Source organism: Rugamonas fusca (assembly GCF_014042365.1).
In the GTDB taxonomy this organism is placed as follows: Bacteria; Pseudomonadota; Gammaproteobacteria; order Burkholderiales; family Burkholderiaceae_D; genus Rugamonas; species Rugamonas fusca.
Genome location: NZ_JACEZS010000013.1, coordinates 19,881 through 36,947 on the forward strand (window position 1 = coordinate 19,881; position 17,067 = coordinate 36,947).

Genomic DNA, 17,067 nt, shown 5'->3' on the forward strand with positions numbered 1-17,067 from the left:
GTGCGTGCCCCACGAGGTTGGAAGGTTACTAGACTTGTAACGCCGGGTTGCGTTGCGGACCAGCGCCCTGCCGACTTACCTCATTTCTGCCTACAGTCGGCTGCCGACAGGTCGCTGCGCCCCATGACTGTTCGCTTTCCGCTTGTAGGTTAGAAGGTCTGATGGCTCATGACGTACCGGCAGAACCCGAGCCGCGACAGCTTGCTGCATTCGCCCCCCAGCTGGATGCCCACACCCCACAGGCACGCATGGGCGCTCAGTTTCCGCCGGGACGTCAGAAGGTTTAATCGCTTCTGTCTTAGTTACAGTCGTCGCTTTGGTTGCACTTTTTGCTTCTTCTTAAAACAGGATAAACGATATAGACGATTGTACTTTTTTCCTTTAATCCCTGAAGAATGAGAGAAAAATATTAGAGTATTTTATTTTTGGAAAAATCGTCATCTAACTTCAATGCACGCGGCGATAGCGCGGCAGCGGCAAGTCATCCGGTATGGCAATGACGAGGTAAAGGTAGCGTCAATTGGTGACTTGTCGTGACTGCCGGCAATGACCACGGCGTTCAATACCGTGGGGCGAAAAGCCCTCGCCATATGACGTATGCGGTAGCGTTCCGCTTTGGCGGGAAAAAGTATACATACGGTTGCGCTGTCGAGGTTCCTTGTCGTATGATTCTTCCACGACACGGAAACGTGCGGTCTAGATAGTGCGTAGATCAGACTAGCGAACCTCACACAGAGGGATGGCGCAATGCCTGCTAGGGTCCGAGGGCTTCCTCGCACACACCTGATCAGATCTCAATGATGGCCCACTCGTAGTTGCCCGGGGATCCCCCTAAAATTTCGACAAACTATCGACACATGTCGCTCGCTTTATGCGCGTGGCTGGAGCATTTCTTCCTGAGAAGAAGGCATCTACACGCACCTACTGGGAGCACTGCGGTCATCACAATGAGGTTTTATATGCAGTCTAAAGTAGACAAGGGTATCGCTATGCCCGAGCCAATCATCAAAGCATCTCGTATTAGCAAGGCAAACGTAAAAAATCTGTCGGCGAATGTATCACAAAAAACCAGGCCTATGTCGGAGGGGAGCCGTCGTGGCCGGCTGTCCGCTATTGCTACAAGGACGCGCACTATGTTTGGCCGGGCTATCGCAGAGAGTATTGCACCATTGTTCAGTTCTATGGATGGGGAAGTTCGGTTCTGGTTTCCAGGTGACGGGACCAGCTATGGGTCTATCGGCGCATGGCTGACCGAGGGCGATCTCGTGTATACACCGGCTAACAAGGTGCAGGCGTCAAATGCTACAGACTTGTGGGTGGATCAAAGTGTATTAATTGCCAAATTCCGTATGACGCCTGAACATGAAATTCGAGCTGTCAGGGAGGCTGACAGTAAAGAATTTCCATACGGCGTCTATTATGTCGGCAACATGTTGACCTCCATTTTGAGGGAGATTGAGCTCGAAAATGGGCAATTTCTGTTTCCGCCACCACCTCAGCCTATCGAAAGGACAGATGAGGCCTATGCTGCCTTCAAGGACGCAAGGGCTGTGGTATTTAAGACGTCAACATGGGCCATGATGAATGAAACTGTCTCTACAGCAAAAGCAGACGAGGCTGCGCGGAAGAAAGTAAATAACAAACTGTCCGCTCAAGACTCAGCCTTGAAATTCTTTTTCAGCATTATGAATGAGGCGTGTTCTGCTATGCCAGATGTTTTCTCGGCATCGACTATCGAGGCATTGAAGGCGGATATTCATCGGAATATGCCGTTGCTGCAAGGCGAGATCTTTCAGCTCTAACTCCGCTTCTCACGTAGAAACTTAAATTGCGAGTAGATCTGCTACTTGTTTAATCCATCTATCCCCTTTGTATGTCGCGCTGACTGCAGGGGGGGGCTCAACCTCAAAATAGACAATACATGAATTCGCCCATAGCCAATAGGCTCAACATAGCAGCAATCAATCAACTGTCGCTTCCAGACGCCGCCAGGACATATGCCGAAGCAGGGATTGCAATCTTCCCGCTCGTTCCGATGGGAAAAGCTCCCCGCATTGCCGGGGGCTTTAAATCTGCATCCAGCGATTTGGCACAGGTACAGGCGTGGTGGCCGCCAGGTTCGTTGAATAATATCGGTATTCCTACCGGCGCAGTGAACAAGTACATCGTTGTAGATATTGATGTAAAGAACGGTACACCGGGATTTGAATCCTGGGAAAAGTTGTACAACGAAACCGGGGCGCTGGAGCCCACACTGAGCAGCGATACGCCGAGTGGGGGCATGCATGTGGTTTACAGCGCCCCTGATGGCGTGAGCATCGGCAACAAAGTCGGCTTTATGCCTGGCATTGATGTGCGCGGCGACGGTGGCTATTTTGTCGCGTCACCATCGGTTGTTGCTGGTAAACCCTATCAATGGCAAGAACCAGCTGTACAGTCTATTGAGATGCCAAAAGCTCTGGTCCGTAAGCTGACGGAGAAGCGTAGCCCCCATCCTGCTCGTATCAGTTCAGCAGCCGATTCCGCCGAGCCTGTCACTGCTGGTAGCCGTAACGAAAAGCTGTTTCGTCTCGCACTCAGCCAGATGAAAGCTGGGCACTCTAGAGTCGAAGTAGAAGCTTTCTCGGCGCGCGCCAATGAACTGTTCCAGCCTCCAATGGACCACGATGAGGTAATGCAGGTCGTGGACAACGTCTTTCGCCTGTACGAGAAAGCCGTGCACATGCACTGCACGGATAGCGGCAACGCTGCCAAGCTCGCGGAGCTTTACGGCGACATGGTGCGGTATGTGATTGAGACTGATAGCTGGCTGCGGTGGAACGGTGTCTACTGGGAGCCAACTAGCTATATCGTCATTCAAGGGTTGGCTAAGGACGTCGCAAAAGCTCATCATAAAGAGGCAGATGCAATGGATCAAGGGCCAGTGAAAACCCGCCTGAAGAAACATGCGCTAGCGTCCGAAGGTGCCACGCGCATTAAGGACATGATCACGTTGTTCAAGTCCGAGCCGGGGATTGGCCTGCCGATTTCGAAATTGGACAGCGATGGCTTTCTGCTGGGTGTGCAAAACGGCTATGTCAATCTCAAGACAGGCCAGTTCCATGCGCCGGACCAATCCAAGTTGATTACGCAGGTAGCGGGTGCATCTTATCAACCCGAAGCGACTTGCCCGCAGTGGATTACGTTCTTAGAGCAGGTGATGGGCGGCGACATGGAGCTCGTTACATATCTCCAGCGTTTGATTGGCTATTCACTTACCGCATCTCTCATTGAGCAGTGCATGGGCTTCGGGTATGGCTACGGCGCCAATGGCAAAAGCACATTCTTGAATGTAACCCAATCGCTGATGGGGGACTATGGCGCGCAGGCATCGGGCGATTTGTTGCTCGACCGCCAGCGTAACAGCAGTGGACCGTCTGGTGACATCGCAAGCCTGCGGGGGAAACGGTTCGTTGCCATGAGTGAGGTAGATGAAGGGCGTCATTTCAGCGAAGCACTTGTCAAGTCAATGACTGGCGGTGACCCGATTGTGGCACGTCATATGTATCAGAGCCAATTTACTTTTGTCCCGACTCATAAGATGTTCGTAGCAGGTAATCATAAGCCGGTTATTAAGGGGACGGATGAAGGTATCTGGCGTCGTATGCGCCTGATTCCTTTTCCGGTGTCGTTCAAGAAGGAGGATCGTGATCCGAATTTGGAGAGCAAGCTGAAAGCCGAGTTGCCAGGAATTCTGAACTGGGCCATTCGCGGCTGCCTCGACTGGCAACGTCATGGCCTGCCAATTCCTACGGCAGTGGCTGCTGCTACGGCAGAGTACCGCAGCGAAATGGACGTCGTGGGGTCATGGATTCGCGAATATTGCGTCGAAGGTCCATTCCTTGAAATGGTCTTCGATGAAGCATATGAATCTTTCTCCACATGGGCGAAAGACTACTTCGGGTTCAGCTACACCAAAAGGAAGCTGGGAATGCTGCTTATTGAACGCGGTTATGAGAAGGCCAAAACTGCCAAGCGGAAATACATTGGGCTCGGCTTGCGCACTCCCCTGACTGAGGCGCTGCAAAAGAACGGCGAGAAATTGTCCGTGTTAAAAATGTATCGCGACTAAGACAATTGCCTGCTGGGCCTTCTGTAAGCGTAAGGTCCAGCAGCTGCGTGGTGTCCCAGCGTTTTCTTTCATCGGAAATTGGTGGATGGTCTTCATATGTATACTACAGGGGTAACAACATGGCTCTGCACAAGCGAGAAAACAGCAGTAATTGGTACTACGCGTTCCAAGTGAAAAATAAGAAATATGTGGGTACTACTGGCACTGCGAATAAAACCAAGGCATTGCAGGTAGAACGTGAGATGCGCAACAAGATCCACAGTGAAACTTATCTCGGCGAGGCCGAGGAAATTTCATTGCGTGATGCAGTGCTCAAGTACTTAGAGCCGCGCAAGAATTACTCGTACTATCGCGGTATGGAATCAATCTCGCGTAAGATGTTCGGCAGTAAGCGCGACCCGAAAACCAAGCGTGAAAGTCCATGCTACGGCCTGCCGCTGAACTTGTCCCTTCATGAGATCCAGACTAAGGACATCGAGCGACTGGTAGCGAAGCGAAAAGCCGAGGGTGACAAGCCTGCGACAATCAAGCATGAGATCGGGCTGATTCGTTCAACGCTGCGAGAGGCGCAAAAGCTCGGCTACAAAACGAATCGCGACGTTGTGTTTCCACAGTTGAAAACGGCGTATCGCCTGCGCTATCTCGATTCCAACGACGAAGCGGCATTGCTGCGCGAGCTTGATCCGAAATCGGCGAGAAGCGGCGTTAAAACGCCTCAGGATCGCACGCCGGAGATGCAACGCAACATCCAGGACAACTACGACCTCGTGATCATGCTTCTTGATACTGGCTGCCGTTATTCTGAAGCAGCGAACTTGCCCTGGACGGCGGTGAATCTTGAGGCCGGAACGTTGAACATCTATCGCAGCAAGGTCAACAATGAAGACGTGCTATTCATGACAGACCGGTTGCGTGAAGTGATGGTACGCCGTCAGGCCGAACGCCGAGCAGATGCACGCTACGTCTTTGAAAACAAGACCGGCATGGCACGCGGATATGCTGCGCAGGGTATCAAGAAGGCGATGGATCGTGCTGGCGTAAATGATGCTGACGTGGTGAGAGAAAAGGGCGGCAAGGTTACGATGCACACTTTAAGGCACAGCTACGCGTCAAAGCTCGTGAAGAACGGCGTCAGCCTCTTCGAAGTGTCTGTGTTGCTCGGTCACAGCGATCCGAAAATGACACAGCGTTATGCCCACTTGGCACCGAACGATGCGAGCCGGAAGGCCGTTGACATCATCAATACCATGCATTCGTAATGCTGCCTCGTTGGTGTAAAATTCTTTCTAGCGGCATTTTGAAGTAACCCTTATAGCTGCAGGTGAAACACAGGAATTTCCGCACTGATTTAGCATGCTAAAAGTTGATAGAATCGTAGGGGGTAAAACGGAAATTGCCCCTCCGAAGTCAGCAAGACCGTTTGATAAATAACGGAAGCGATGCCATCGATTTGCGCGCCGCATCACGACGACGCGGCTGATTTTTATGTGTTCGTTTTACCGGAGTACGGCATTCCGAAGTAACCCTTATAGACACAGGCGAAACATACGATTTTTTGCCTCAGGTTAGTGGATACAAAAGGCGCTGATACAGCACTGGGTTAAAACGGAAATCGCCGCTTGGAATTAACGAAAATTCTCACTGGATACACCTTCAACTGCAACAGGAAAGCACATGCCGCAACTTCTACAAAACATCGACGAAATCGGTCGCGAAAAACAGCGTGACGTGCTTTTCTTGGAATTCACTGATCGCAAGCAGCCGTATGCGTCGAACCCGGAGCGTGAGGAAATTCTTGCATGGTTCGACGCAAACGGCATCGGATACATGGCGTGTGGCGGCTACACGAACGAGGAGCGGATGGAGTCGTATCGCGGGCAGGTCTACATTGACGTGCCGTATGACGTTGGCGATCCGGCGTACAAGCAGCTTGAAGCATTCCTTGAGAATGCTGACGGCTCGATGCGGTGGGAAGGCACGCGCTTCATCTGCTATCCGCTCGATTACTGCATGCGCAATGCCCACCATGATACGCCTGGCTTTTGGGAGCGTTGGGCTGCTGATTATTGAGATAGTTAGTTGGGCTAGTTAATTTTTCTCGCGCGCCTTACGTTCGGCACGGTCCGCTTGCGCCCTGTCATAGGGTGAAAGGGGATCCGCTCTTAATCTGCGTAACCCATCTTCATACGACTCGTGGGTGATAAAGTCACCAGAACCATTCTCCTTGCCAAAATACCATGACCATGCATACATGGCTATACCAAAGCCAAATGCAAACATGCAGTCATATGTAATGTAATTGTCTGGATTGACACCTGCTAGTTTGCAATAGATCCAAGTAATAAAAACCCAGTTTCCACTAACTGGCCCTGGCAGGTTTAATGCTCCTGCAAGTAGTCCAAATGAAATAATGCTGAATGCCCACGCATACGCACCCCACATGATTGCTCTAAGTGCGTAATACCACTTGGCTTCCTGCGAGTACGTTCGTTTTTTGTATCGTTCAATGTAATCAAAAACCAGAAACAAAGGGATTATCCATCCGAACAGCAGCAAAGCCGCCTTTAACAATCCACCAGCCAACGGAATGTGACGTAGTACCGGGATGTCTTCAAGGTCCATAAACTAATCCTGTGTTAGCGAAGCATTGCATATTGATCGACGCGACGTGCGCAGTTCTAGCGACGTTTCAAAGATACGTTACTTCACTTTCAGTTCGGTATTGCAGTTAGGACATGCTAAGTATATTTGTTTTCTTGACCAGTATGCTCCAATGCCACAGCCAACAATCAGCATGAACCAAAAAGATATTATTGGTTGTCCTTTCATTTGTTGCTGTAAGCTATAGAGTGATAATATTCCCATGACTACGCAGAAAATAATAATTGCTTTTTTATTGCTGACTTTGTCTTCTTTTCTGTGTACCCCCATTAAGCCACTGTAGCCGCAGCTCAAGCAAGTACATTCTTGATGTTCGGAGTATTGTGCCAAGCTGGCGCGGATGTGCTCTGGTAAAATTTGATGACTCATTTTTTAAGCACCTTTTTAGTTTTTGTTAGTGAAATTATTGCGGAATATTGTTTGTTTGCACAAATATGTTATTTTATATTTCAAAAATTGATGAATTAATCACGTATTTTGCATTGTACATCGGCACGTTTATTTAATGCTTCTACCGTATAAAAAAGTTGGTCTTTTGTTATGTTTGTGATATTGAATTCGATATGTCCCTGTTGTATTTTTTCAAGTTTTTTCATTTCGCCATTGGCGAGTTTCATGGATTTTGCAGTCGTTCTAACTTTCTTTCCATTAAGAGAATATGAAGAAAAAATTTGCAATCCTGAATAAGGACCACTTGTAGATAACGTGGTTTGCGAACCAAACAATCCAAATTTTTCAGTGGTTGATGAATTATTATCAGTTTGATGGCATTCCCAGGTTTCGCTTAACCTCCAGCGCGTCCCGATATCAAAATAGACGCCTATCGCTATGCTAGTCAAAACTAATATTGCCGTAATTAGTGTCTCGTTGTCAGGTAAGAATTTTCTAGTCATAATCTAAGTTAATTAAATTGGTCTATGCAACTACAGGCTTATTTCCGAAACCTGCATGTTGTCAAAGTTGTGTCATCCGTTGTCCCGCAACCTCATTTGTGACAATATTAGTGTTGAATGCACATCTCCGGCATCTTGCTGAATATTTTATCAACCTGACGTATTCTGATTTGGTCTGGGGCTTGTGACGAAGCCATCTCCCTCATTGCCTTTGCTAGCATAACGCATTGAGGATATGTGTTTAATTGTGCAATCAAGTTATTTGTGTATACATACACTTGATCTTCCGCGATGCCAACCTGTTGCTGACTTTCTTCTTCAACTGTATTTTCGCTTGTAATTACGGAATAAAGAATTAAGCCAGCTACAACAGCTATGGGAATCCAGGATTTTCTAATAATTGGAATTATATTATCTATTCGTTCTTGCGACTTAAAATTCATATCTATTCCTTGCGATAGCTATTGGTGTAGAATAAATTTCCATCTGAATCGGTGCTGCCTTTTTCATTTTCCATAATCGGTTTTCGATCTTTTGTAATGACGACCTTGGAACAATCGACGACTTGAATTCGCACGTGAACCTGCATAGTTTTAGGAATCCAGTTTTCGTATAAAACGTCATTGCATCGATACCTGAACTTGGTGCCGTTAAATCGGAGATCTGGGATGGTGTCGCAGCCCTCGCATGGGGCTTGCGAATATTGCGGACTGACCTCAAGTACTTCCACGAACTGAAATCGTGATGGCTCAGCCGCGTTGCTGGCTGCTGCGATTGCCAGCGTGAGGAGAGCTAATGTAGTTTTCATGTTGTTGTTAAACCGAAGTCACTGCACACATATACTAGGCATTTTGTTGTAAATAATATTTACTTGACGCTCTCGGATATCTGCCGGTGCGTTGGAGGATGCAATATCTCTCATTGTCTGTGCAAGAGTAACGCAGGGAGGATACGGGCGTAATTGTGCAATTATGTTGTTGGTATAGTTGTATACGGCATCTTGTGATAGATCTTTTTCACGTGAGATGTTATCTACCGAATTGCCTTCACTCTGTGAGATTTTATTTTCAGATTCTTCTTCTAACGCCGCTGTATCAGGAATTCCAGCCATCGGGTCATTTTCATGTTGATATTTGTTATAGTAGAGTGCGCCAGCGATAAATATCGTTATCAATGCTGCAATTGATTTTGTTTTTTTGCTCATGATTACTTTTTCTTGAATGTCTGATGCTTTAAAGTCTAGCCTGTATTGGTGTGAGGGAATCTATCTAAAACTATCCATCGCTGATCCAGCGCATATCGACTTTGGGGCGCGCATGGTCGATGTGATGCCTATTGGGAACAGTTTATAGTAACTTTAAGTTGCTGTGCAACTTCATTATTTCTACAGAGTTACTGTCGTAGTCGGTAGCGTGCTACGACATGCAAAACACCAATGAAAAGCTCAGGCAGCAGTTCAGCGCGAGACTGACGAAAGAGTTCACCCGTATAGGCTTGCCGGTCGCAAGTCCCACGCAAATCGCGCAGGAGTTCAACGCGCGCTACCCGGCGAACAAGATCGCGGCGCAAACGGTTCGCAAGTGGCTACTGGCGGATGCGATACCTACGCAGGCGAAGTTGATGAACCTGGCGGAATGGCTAGAGGTGTCGGCGGAATGGCTGCGCTTCGGTACAGGCAAGCGTAAGGCTGCGAAGTCTGGCGAGAAGACGGCAGAAGGTGAAGTCGGCGTTGTAGTCGTCGGCAAGCATCAAGCTGCCATCGTGCCGGTCGTTGAGTTGCTGACGAAGCTGTCTCCGCAGAACATACGATTGGTAGAAAACATTGTTCGTTGCGTTCTCGCCAGCCAGGAAAACGGCTCGTAGTTGGCTGTGGCGGCGAGCCGCATAAAATAGCAGCAGGGAGCGTTGAGGTTCTCGGCATTCGCATTGACGGTATCGGTACCATCAATGACCGAAAGCCCGCATGACGAACAAAAAGCCTATCACTCGCAGGAATGCGCCAGCACGCCAATTCACAAAATTAGACGCGGCCACGCTCAGCAACATGTCCCATCAGTCGGCGCCCGTTGGCGTTGGACCTAATAACGCTGCGCTTCAGCCCATCACCGAAATTCTCACGAAGCTATCGCCATCCAACTTGCATTTGGTGGAAAGCATCATCCGCGTCATCGTCGATGAGCAGGCACGAGACAGCAGCTGAGCCTTCGCTAGACTGGCCTGGCCGCACTGGCAGCCCGAAGCGCGATGACCAAAATTTTTGTTCCCAGGGGCCTTGGTCGCCATTCGACTCCGATAGTGACAATTCACGTATTTTTCCTTCAGGCAAGATGCTATCCTGAAAAGAGACGGCTAAGGTCGGCTCAAGCCACTTTCCATGCCACCTAGCTAGCTTTCGACGGTTGCGATCAAGTCATTCTTAACAACTTTAAAACTAAATATGCCGATCATTAAGAACTATGGTTTTCTCTGGGAACGGAAACACATCTTTCGCGGAGCTGGCAGTAACGCTGGACACCTGAAGGGAACTGCTTCTGGGCTCGAGACGGCTGATTTCAGGGAGCAGATTGGCGTATATGTGTTATACGATCAATTTCAACACATCGTTTACATTGGCCAGGCTGGGAATGGAAACGCGTCGCTCTTCACCAGGCTGAAGAATCATATTGATGGTGGAATGTGGAACCGTTGGCAATACTTTACTTGGATTGGCTTTAAAGCTGTTAACCAAGATGGTTCGTTAAGTGCGCAGCAGAGTGTCGATTCAGGCGTATCTGGATTCAAATATTCAGATGCCCTGAATGAGATAGAAGGAATTCTTATCGAGGTTATCGAGCCAAAGTTAAATAAACAGTCCGGAAGACTTAAGAGTGCAGTTGAATATTATCAATTTATAGACCCAAGGGTTGCTGATGTAACCACCGCGACGCTATTGTCCGAATTGCGGGAAATTAATAAAAAATTATCATGAATTTAACCCCCGAAGTTTAGTTGAATCTAACCTTATTTTTGCGAATCGTGCAATTAACAAAGTCGGTTACTGTTCTGCTATCGCGCATGTCCGCAGTAAAAATTTCGAGTGATAGTAATGGCATTAAGAAAACGAAATAATAATTCAAGTTCCAATAATTCAGCGAACGTTACACCGCTGATGCTCGATTTCTCAGAGATCCCTCCTCCACTGTTGCCGTCAATAGATAGAGACGCATTCGAAAAATTTGCAAAACAATATTTTGAAGAGGTCGAAGGTGCTAAAGTTTGGAAAACTGTAGGGCGTGGGCCTGATGGTGGTGTGGATCTGATCATCATTCAGGATGGCATGCGTAAGCTTGTAAGCTGCAAGCATCCTTTCAAAACAAAATCTGTTCCCAGAGACAAAGAGCATGATCCGTACGGTCGTATGGACGCAGAAAGCTGTACGGGTTTTATTTGCTTTTACGCGGGAATTCCTAGCGGTCCGCTAATTACGTACTTTGATGGAATTAGGCGCCGCCATCCAGATTTTCAACCACGCATACTGAATGAGCGAGACATTGAGAGAGGGCTTCTATCCTACCAGAATGCAGCGGGGTGGTTGCTTGCTGCGCGCTGGTTTCCTCGTAGCTACTCAAAACTGTTCTCACAGCTAGTTCACCCGATTCAACATTATAACGAGGTCGATATTGCGGTGGATGGTGATCGTGAAATGATTCGTTTGGATAATGGCGCAACAATTTCCTACGCAGCGGTCGATGGTAATGATAGGGAACGTAGGCAAGGACGCTCTACTATGCTTTCGCTTGCCAATGAGGGAAAGTCCATCGAGGCATTCGATTCTATTTTCTTATCACGTATTGGTGAACTTGCAAATCTCTATCCTGGAAGCTTCGTACGCGCTCGATACGCGCAACGAAATTCTTCTAACGAGATCTTTCCTTCATGGGACTTTCGTTATTTGGCAGAATTACTGTGCACTGGCGAATGCAGTTTGAAAAATATTCATAGTCTTTGTATAGCGTGGTCACTGTGGAATAAAGCAAGAGCCGAAAAGATAATGCGTGCAATTGAAGTGATGTATTGGATGAACTGGAAGCAAGAGGATGGGCTTCCGACGACAATTGAAGATGTACAGGAAGAGTACGGACGACGTAATGACGGACAAGATATGTTCAGCAACGTACATACAGTTTATGACCTTTCATATCATGCACTATCGTCATTGGCTCCAACGTTAGAACGTGGCTATTTTGCTGGCCTTCTATGCTTTTCACCTTCGTTTTTGTCCGATCATCCGAATCCACACGGAATTATCGTGCGATTAGCAAGGCATTATGAAGAATTGGAATTATTGAGGACAAGACTGGGCTTGCTGACGGATCTGTGCGATAGGTTTGATAAAGAGTATGTTTCCCATCGAGCAGGCACGCTTGTCGATCATCTAAATGCGCTTAATTTTGCTAAAAGCATAAGCGAAGAAGACTGGTTCTTGGTAAAAAAAGACTTGAAGTGTTTTGAAGAGCCACATACGGAGCCTTGGATGCCAAAGGTAAGCATGAGCCCTGAACTGGCAGGAATAATGCGACGACGTTGTGTGCCAATCGAGTAAATTGTATTTTTTGCGTTATTGCATGATTTATCATATAATATTAAATGGATCATTAGGAGAAAAAATGCGTAAAATTTTCCTCATTACTGGATTTAATAATTGGGGTAAAACTACATTACTTTCTGACCTATTTGGAGTAAAAGCATTTCGAAAAACGGTGCCGCAATATTATAAGGGCCACCCATTTTTAGTGATGCCGCAATCGAACGATGATCTTCTTAAAAAAGGGTATGAAGACGAATTTGCTGATCGATTGGAAAAGTTTGAAAAGGTAAATGGTAGGGCTAAGTACATCGCTTCGGCTTTTTGTCCTACGAAAGAGCCGAGCAACAATTCCATCGATATTCTTCGTGAATTATTTAAAGGCGATAAAATAGAAATTCTTTTGCTGGAACATAAATGGTGTGGGCAAGCAAAATTGATAATTCCGGAGGTTTCAAGCTTCTATAGTAGAGAAAAAAACGTTACATTACATTCCGTTAGCTCTAAGAGCGCGGCTGGTAAACTTAGCCAGGCACAATCTATATTTAATGCGACGCTGCCGTGAAACGATCTTAGCAAGCCGTGACAGAGTATTGACAACAGTGCACCACGTCTTAAAAAAGACTAGAAGCGATTCTAATGCATGGAGCTTGAGAGAGTGCATCGACTGCTGATCTGAGACGAAATCGATTCTAGGCGCCTCAGAATCGATTCCTGACGTCACCGAAAATCTTCATCCGCCTCAGACAGCAAGACGCCAGAGCAGCTCGCCTCGCATACGCTTACTTACTCGACCAGATACTGATTCTTGTCTTTACCTTCCAGCCATTTTGGCGAGCGGCGGCGACCAGTCCAGGTTTGCTCGGTTGCTTCGTCACGATACTTCAATGCCACACGGACTTGTGCCTTAACGGTCTTGCCTTGACGCCGCCGATATTTTAAAGGGGCAGTCCTGACCTTTCTGTGCAGCTTGTAGTTCTCACCTCAAGATGGTCAGATTTAGGTGCAGAGGTCGGCTCAGATTCGCTACAATGCTTTTTCTCTGGAGCCAATATCCAATGGTCAGCACATCAACAGAAACCACGCCTCTTTATATACCGCTTGGGATTCCCGCTGGCAGCAAGCAGAAAGCGTTTTATGCGTACCTAAACAGCGAGTGGGACAAGCGTTCCGCGCAGTCAAGCGCAGTGTTCAATGATGTCGATGGAGGTGGACTCGAATTGGAGTTCACAGCCAACTTTAAGGAGCAATTTGGCAACCTGGCACTGAAGCTTCAGTTCATAACCGTTGCTGGAGGAAAGCTTGAAGGCGTGACGGTGTCGCTGATTAGCGCACAGGACACATCGGTACCTTGGCGCGAGGTGGCGTATGAATTTATCACCTCCGCGTCACTCGCTGCAATGAGCGAACGAATGAGTAGTTTTTTCATGCGTAGAAAATTGTACTACGTCGGTCCAGAGCTAGACGGTGAGTACTGGTTCGGCAAAGTTCGTTTTGCTCCTGCAGAACCAATACCGAGCGAGATGCCAATCGTTCGGTGGGAACGGGCGGTATTTCTGGACTTCACGGTAGATGCGATAGACGATCTACACGCAATGTATTTGGCCAATCAACTCGAAAGAGTTTTCTCTGCGCGGCTATCACTGCTGCTGAATGTTGACTTATACCCACATTCGCATGAACAAGTATGGGTGCACTTGCCTGACGGCAGAGGTAACGCTCGGTGCAATCGAGGGCATAGAGATGATGGCCAACCAAGGACAATGCCTCGCAAGGGCCAGGCTTGTCCAGCGGGCGCTACTGCATCCGTAGCGCGACAAATCTTCGCCACCGAGAAGTTGAAAGTCCCTACTGAGGCGCGGCGGTTCCTCAGAGCGATAGATCAATGTGAGCCTTCCAAGCGTCAATACATTGATGGAGCAGCACGGCTTTATCAAATCGGGCTGTCGCAGCGGAAGCGATTCCCTTCGGCTGCGTTGGCGTATTCGGTAGCTACGATAGATGCACTCAGACAAACGATCAACCCGTGTAGTATTAACGAATTTCTCACACGTTTCTCGCCTCTCTCAACAGTCTATCCAGATGTGTCAGCAAAGCTCTGGGGCGATGTTCGCAACGCTCATTTTCACGCCGGCGGCTTCGCGCTTGGGGAGTTTGAGGAGCGTAGACTAATGGATGCGATTATCGATGCGGATGCTGCGAACCAGATGCATGTGGAAGTGCGAAGCTGGCAAATCACCCGTGAAGCGATTGTTAACTGGATAGTGGCACTCGCGTCCGGCAATATTGATGGAACTTTGGGCGCCACTTGATTTTGACGAGTGCTGGCCGGATAAATAATCCGTCATCGCGATCTCAGACCGCGTCTTACAAACGATTAGAGGCGCTTCTAAGGCGTGGAGCTTGAGAGAGGCGTATCGACGCGCCGAATTGAAATGAAATCGATTTTAGGCGTCTTAGAGTCAATTTCTAACGTGGATGAAAATCTTCGGCCTATCAAACAGCGTGCCTGGGCAGTACACCCGGCACGCGCTGACTGATTACTTGACCAGATACTGATTCTTGTCTTTACCTTCCAGCCACTTTGGGGAACGACCGCGACCCGTCCAAGTCTCTCCGGTAGCATCGTCGCGGTATTTGACTGCAACAGGGCTGCGCTCCTTGACGGCTTTCGTCTTGACGCCGCCGAGGTCTGCCACAGTCAAGCCGTAGTCCTTCATGATCGAGGCAATTTGTGCTTTGGCGTCTGCGATTTCGTTCCTGCGTGCTTCTTCTGCAAGTCGTTGCAGTTCTGCGATCTGAGTGGCGTATTCTTGGTAGGTTGCCATAAGGTTCCTCAAGTGGTTGATATCAGATAGTACTGTACCTGATTTACCAGAAACTATCCAAATGTAACGAAGAAAATTCGTTCGACTATCGAAGCAGACATTTTCAAGTATTTTTGAATTGAGTAAGAGACGTCCATGTTTTATCATTCGATGACGTGCTACCATCGCATCTACAGCATTTCGCAGCTGAATGGCCTTTTCCTACTACTATAGAAACGACGGTCCGTTGACGGCGAATTTTTCGCTTAAGAAATAGGTGACAATTCAGGCTTGGGATATTTATGAAACGCTGGTTCTATCCGATGGCGATGTTGTTTGCAGTTGCGCTGCCTTTCCTCTATTACTTAGGGTTTCATGGTTTTTTGACTTGGGCGCCCGATCAGCCAGACTGGGGGAGTTTCGGCAGTTACATGAGCGGTGTAGCGGGCCCTTTGGTCTCCGCAATTACATTGATGTTTATGGTGAACTCATTTCGCCAGCAATCGCGGACTTCATCGGCAAATCTATTTTTGATACTAATGAGTGATCATGTTGCATTTGTTCGTGGATTGAAGACAGAGTATTCCGGTGGAGACGGAGGCTATGTTGGTATTGAATATTTAAAGAGGCTTTGGGATCATATTGCTAAAAGTTGTGTTGATAAAATCCATGAACAGAACCTCGCAATCGCTACTGACGAAAATCTGGCAGAATTTCTCCCGGTCATTTCAACAATTCGAGGAATTATTGAATTCATTGATGCGGACTCCGGGTTCAGTGCCGAAGAGAAGAGAAAATATGTTAATTTGTTTTATTCACGATTGTCGTCTGTTGAAATCAAATTGATGCTTGCATATGCGCAGCGTCAAGATGAATTGGCTACGTTAATCGAACGTTATCCTGCAGTTTTAGGTCTTAGGATTTCTGAACCAGAGAGTGAAAAATTGTTATTGAACCATCTTCGAAATTCGCGCAGATAGGGGTTTTTTTGCGTATTGGTATACTATGGATGGTCTTTGCAACGCAGTCGTAAGAAGGTTTGCAGGATAAGAGCCGCTTCAAAGAAGTAACGATTGGTCACGTAAGTGTTACTTTTGCAGAGATGTCTTCTCTAAGAAAATAAGGTAGTTCCTAAAGCCAACTCCCGGGATTTATATGCCAAACTTGACACTGTCGGACGTGGTTGACGTATTTTCTAAGGCAGGCACTCCGAAAGCAACGAAGGTAAAGCAGATAAAGAATCGTGCGGCATATCAGCCAGCGACTGATTTTTATCGCACTCTTCGCAGCGCAATCGTAAGCATTCATGCAAACGGGAAAGACCGAAGTGCGCTCGACGGTATAGTTCCATCGCTTGCCGACGTGAAGAAGATAGGTAATTATCAGGATATCATTGACGGCTACAAGAAATTTTGGGGTAAGAAAGTCGTTGGTTGGTTTGATCCGCCACGAGGCAGTTACAGCCATGCTGGGGTTGATGTGCTCGTAAACCCCGAGCTGGGGTTGATCATCGATGGCAAACGCATTGTCATCAAGCTTTACTTCAAGGCGGATGAAATTACCAAGGCGCGAATCGAATTGGTGCCGGTCTTGATGGAAGTTGTCTTACGAGCGAACTGTCAAGAAGGAGATCTCGTCGCGCTGCTCGATGTGCGTAAAGCAAAGCTCTACTATCTTGGCGTTAGTACAGGTCCAGCAATCGGTATGCTTAACGCCGAACTTGCATATGTTGCGGCCCTGTGGCCCAGTGTATGAACACGTACTAGATTGTCGTGGCGGCTGCCATGACGGCCATCACACCTTGGTGACATCGGCCATCACACTTTCGATCACAGCGGCCATGCAGCAACGTTGTCAATTGCATGCAAACCCGCGTAGAATGCGGGTCACGCGGGTGTAGTTCAATGGTAGAACGGCAGCTTCCCAAGCTTCATACGAGGGTTCGATTCCCTTCACCCGCTCCAATCGATGTGACAACAAACGAGTTGTTCCGGTTTCCATGCACGCTCTCGCCACCGCGTCGGCCCCGCG

20 protein-coding genes and 1 tRNA gene are annotated in these 17,067 nt (G+C 47.8%); 13 read left to right on the forward strand and 8 right to left on the reverse strand.

Annotated features, from left to right (window positions below; all coding sequences use genetic code 11):
- The first annotated feature begins 959 nt into the window (after window positions 1-959).
- The 4 genes from H3H36_RS15615 to H3H36_RS15630 all read left to right on the forward strand — a co-directional run bounded on the left by H3H36_RS15615 (window position 960) and on the right by H3H36_RS15630 (window position 6,181).
- Window positions 960-1,802, forward strand: a complete 843-nt coding sequence (locus H3H36_RS15615; protein ID WP_182219021.1) for a hypothetical protein — start codon at window positions 960-962, stop codon at window positions 1,800-1,802.
- Between the two features lie 119 nt (window positions 1,803-1,921).
- Entirely contained in the window at window positions 1,922-4,111 is a 2,190-nt protein-coding gene (locus H3H36_RS15620; RefSeq protein WP_182219022.1) for a phage/plasmid primase, P4 family, read from the forward strand.
- Between the two features lie 119 nt (window positions 4,112-4,230).
- Entirely contained in the window at window positions 4,231-5,370 is a 1,140-nt protein-coding gene (locus H3H36_RS15625) for a tyrosine-type recombinase/integrase (protein WP_182219023.1), read from the forward strand.
- Between the two features lie 415 nt (window positions 5,371-5,785).
- Window positions 5,786-6,181 (forward strand): hypothetical protein, encoded by a 396-nt coding sequence (locus tag H3H36_RS15630; RefSeq protein WP_182219024.1) that lies wholly within the window; start codon window positions 5,786-5,788, stop codon window positions 6,179-6,181.
- Window positions 6,182-6,199: 18 nt separating this feature from the next.
- On the opposite strand, the gene H3H36_RS15635 is transcribed toward H3H36_RS15630, so the two are convergent.
- The 6 genes from H3H36_RS15635 to H3H36_RS15660 all read right to left on the reverse strand — a co-directional run bounded on the left by H3H36_RS15635 (window position 6,200) and on the right by H3H36_RS15660 (window position 8,869).
- A complete protein-coding gene (locus tag H3H36_RS15635; RefSeq protein WP_182219025.1) occupies window positions 6,200-6,733 on the reverse strand; it encodes a hypothetical protein in 534 nt (177 codons plus the stop codon).
- Between the two features lie 78 nt (window positions 6,734-6,811).
- On the reverse strand, window positions 6,812-7,141 hold the full coding sequence (locus tag H3H36_RS15640) for a hypothetical protein (protein WP_182219026.1): 330 nt from the start codon (window positions 7,139-7,141) through the stop codon (window positions 6,812-6,814).
- Between the two features lie 95 nt (window positions 7,142-7,236).
- Window positions 7,237-7,665 (reverse strand): hypothetical protein, encoded by a 429-nt coding sequence (locus tag H3H36_RS15645; RefSeq protein ID WP_182219027.1) that lies wholly within the window; start codon window positions 7,663-7,665, stop codon window positions 7,237-7,239.
- 107 nt (window positions 7,666-7,772) lie between these two features.
- Window positions 7,773-8,108 carry a hypothetical protein gene (locus H3H36_RS15650; protein WP_182219028.1) on the reverse strand — a complete coding sequence of 112 codons (336 nt, stop codon included), beginning with the start codon at window positions 8,106-8,108 and terminating at the stop codon, window positions 7,773-7,775.
- Window positions 8,109-8,110: 2 nt separating this feature from the next.
- Window positions 8,111-8,473 carry a hypothetical protein gene (locus tag H3H36_RS15655; protein WP_182219029.1) on the reverse strand — a complete coding sequence of 121 codons (363 nt, stop codon included), beginning with the start codon at window positions 8,471-8,473 and terminating at the stop codon, window positions 8,111-8,113.
- A gap of 18 nt (window positions 8,474-8,491) precedes the next feature.
- On the reverse strand, window positions 8,492-8,869 hold the full coding sequence (locus tag H3H36_RS15660; protein ID WP_182219030.1) for a hypothetical protein: 378 nt from the start codon (window positions 8,867-8,869) through the stop codon (window positions 8,492-8,494).
- Between the two features lie 218 nt (window positions 8,870-9,087).
- Here H3H36_RS15660 and H3H36_RS15665 point away from each other — a divergent pair, with 218 nt between their 5' ends.
- From H3H36_RS15665 to H3H36_RS15685, 5 genes are all read left to right on the forward strand, one after another.
- Window positions 9,088-9,528, forward strand: a complete 441-nt coding sequence (locus H3H36_RS15665) for a hypothetical protein (RefSeq protein WP_182219031.1) — start codon at window positions 9,088-9,090, stop codon at window positions 9,526-9,528.
- Window positions 9,529-9,628: 100 nt separating this feature from the next.
- Window positions 9,629-9,865 (forward strand): hypothetical protein, encoded by a 237-nt coding sequence (locus H3H36_RS15670; RefSeq protein ID WP_182219032.1) that lies wholly within the window; start codon window positions 9,629-9,631, stop codon window positions 9,863-9,865.
- A 237-nt stretch (window positions 9,866-10,102) separates the two neighbouring features.
- Window positions 10,103-10,633: a GIY-YIG nuclease family protein gene (locus tag H3H36_RS15675; RefSeq protein WP_182219033.1), complete on the forward strand. Its 531-nt coding sequence runs from the start codon at window positions 10,103-10,105 to the stop codon at window positions 10,631-10,633.
- Window positions 10,634-10,750: 117 nt separating this feature from the next.
- Complete coding sequence (locus H3H36_RS15680; RefSeq protein ID WP_182219034.1) at window positions 10,751-12,247, forward strand: restriction endonuclease; 1,497 nt, start codon at window positions 10,751-10,753, stop codon at window positions 12,245-12,247.
- A 64-nt stretch (window positions 12,248-12,311) separates the two neighbouring features.
- Window positions 12,312-12,794, forward strand: a complete 483-nt coding sequence (locus H3H36_RS15685) for a hypothetical protein (protein ID WP_182219035.1) — start codon at window positions 12,312-12,314, stop codon at window positions 12,792-12,794.
- 221 nt (window positions 12,795-13,015) lie between these two features.
- Here the strand turns inward: H3H36_RS15685 and H3H36_RS27080 are convergent, their stop codons facing one another.
- Window positions 13,016-13,123 (reverse strand): H-NS family nucleoid-associated regulatory protein, encoded by a 108-nt coding sequence (locus H3H36_RS27080; protein ID WP_311196639.1) that lies wholly within the window; start codon window positions 13,121-13,123, stop codon window positions 13,016-13,018.
- 164 nt (window positions 13,124-13,287) lie between these two features.
- On the opposite strand from H3H36_RS27080, the gene H3H36_RS15695 reads away from it, so the two are divergent.
- A complete protein-coding gene (locus H3H36_RS15695) occupies window positions 13,288-14,541 on the forward strand; it encodes a hypothetical protein (protein ID WP_182219036.1) in 1,254 nt (417 codons plus the stop codon).
- Between the two features lie 228 nt (window positions 14,542-14,769).
- Here the strand turns inward: H3H36_RS15695 and H3H36_RS15700 are convergent, their stop codons facing one another.
- Window positions 14,770-15,057: an H-NS histone family protein gene (locus H3H36_RS15700; protein WP_182219037.1), complete on the reverse strand. Its 288-nt coding sequence runs from the start codon at window positions 15,055-15,057 to the stop codon at window positions 14,770-14,772.
- Window positions 15,058-15,338: 281 nt separating this feature from the next.
- Here H3H36_RS15700 and H3H36_RS15705 point away from each other — a divergent pair, with 281 nt between their 5' ends.
- From H3H36_RS15705 to H3H36_RS15715, 3 genes are all read left to right on the forward strand, one after another.
- Window positions 15,339-16,016: a putative phage abortive infection protein gene (locus H3H36_RS15705; RefSeq protein WP_182219038.1), complete on the forward strand. Its 678-nt coding sequence runs from the start codon at window positions 15,339-15,341 to the stop codon at window positions 16,014-16,016.
- Window positions 16,017-16,191: 175 nt separating this feature from the next.
- Entirely contained in the window at window positions 16,192-16,791 is a 600-nt protein-coding gene (locus tag H3H36_RS15710; RefSeq protein ID WP_182219039.1) for a hypothetical protein, read from the forward strand.
- Window positions 16,792-16,926: 135 nt separating this feature from the next.
- Window positions 16,927-17,000, forward strand: a tRNA-Gly gene (locus H3H36_RS15715).
- Window positions 17,001-17,067: the final 67 nt, after the last annotated feature.